Origin of the sequence: Mesorhizobium sp. M7A.F.Ca.CA.001.08.2.1 (genome assembly GCF_003998455.1) — a bacterium.
Taxonomy (GTDB): domain Bacteria; phylum Pseudomonadota; class Alphaproteobacteria; order Rhizobiales; family Rhizobiaceae; genus Mesorhizobium; species Mesorhizobium ciceri.
The window spans coordinates 1-1,556 of the sequence record NZ_RZPW01001088.1; the positions used below are offsets into that span (position 1 = coordinate 1).

Here is a 1,556-nt window from a genome sequence, read left to right on the forward strand (position 1 = left end):
GTTCCCGATGGGCAGGGCAGGCTGGTCAACTCGGCCGGCTTCCAGCTGATGGCCTACAGCTACGAAAATGGCGTGCCGGCAGCGACGGTCAACGGCTTCGAGGGATTGGTTCCGGTCGTCATCTCGGACCAGGGAATGACCGCAACGCCGAGCACCGAGGGCAGCTATGCCGGCAACCTGCCGGCAGGCGCGACACCGGTCGCGACCGCCAACCTGCCCGCCGCCAACGCTGCGACCGCGCAATACACGTCGAAATCCTCGATGGTCGCCTACGACAATCTCGGCAACAAGAAGCTGCTCGACGTCTATTTCACCAACACCGGCGCCGGCACCTGGCAGGTGGCGGTCTTCGATCAGTCGAAGGCCACCGCTGGAACATCGTTCCCCTACACCGCCGGCGGCTTGCTGGGCTCGGCCAACCTGACCTTCGACACCACCACCGGCAAGCTCACCGGCACGCCCACCGGCGTTTCATTTACCGTGCCGAACGGCGCCACCCTCAATCTCGATCTGTCGGCGCTGACTCAGCTCGGCACCGGCTTCACCGTTTCCGACGCCCAGGTCAACGGCAACGCGCCGAGCACCATCGACAAAGTCCAGATCAGCAAGGACGGCACCATCTACGCCCAGTACAAGGACGGCTCCACCAAGCCGCTCTACAAGATCCCGCTCGCCGACGTGCAGAGCCCGGACCAGCTCACCGCGCTGCCTGGCAACGTCTATTCGCAGGGTACCGAGTCCGGTGCGGTTCGTGTCGGCTTTGCCAATGAAGGCAAGCTCGGCTCCATCATCTCCGGCGCGCTCGAGAATTCCAACGTCGATATCGCCGAAGAACTGACCAACATGATCGCGGCACAGCGCAGCTACACCGCCAATTCGAAAGTCTTCCAGACCGGTTCCGATCTGATGGACGTCCTTGTCAACCTGAAGAGATAAGACGGGCGTCGCCCGCGAAAGACCCGCATGTCACTGTCTACCGCATTGAGTATCGCCCAGTCGGCGCTTATGAACACCGCGCGACAGACCAGCGTTGTCTCGCGCAACGTCGCCGACGCCTCCAACCCGGACTATTCGCGGCGCCAGGCCGTCGTCACCAGTACGGCGCCGGGCGCGCGTTCGGTCGATATCCAGCGCGCAGCCAACGAGCTTTTGTTTCGCCAGAATCTCGGCGCGCTGTCGGCCTGGAGTGGCCAGAGCGCGCTCTACAGCGGCATGGATCAGCTGGGCGTTGCGGTCAATGGCGTCGACAATGCGTCCTCGCCCTCGACCGCCATCGCCGACCTGCAGAAGGCGCTGCAGCTCTACGCCACCTCGCCGTCCAACCAGAACCTCGGTGCCTCCGTCATCGACGCCGCCAAGCAGGTCGTGCGCTCGCTCAACGAGGGCTCCAAGGCAGTCCAGGATTTCCGCACCCAGACCGACGGCCAGATCGCCACCGCCGTCGATGACCTGAACTCGCTGCTCGGCCAGTTCCAGGATGCCAACACGTCGGTCATGTCCGGAACCCGTTCCGGCACCGACGTTTCCGATGCGCTCGACCAGCGCGACGCGCTTTT

Annotated in this window: 2 protein-coding genes; both read left to right on the plus strand. The window is 64.1% G+C overall.

The window, feature by feature from the left end:
• The coding region (locus EN914_RS35010; RefSeq protein WP_164779152.1) for a flagellar hook protein FlgE at positions 1-936 on the plus strand (936 nt) is incomplete at its 5' end.
• A gap of 27 nt (positions 937-963) precedes the next feature.
• Positions 964-1,556 (plus strand): FlgK family flagellar hook-associated protein (locus EN914_RS35015; RefSeq protein ID WP_407067833.1); only part of this gene is annotated, 593 nt, incomplete at its 3' end.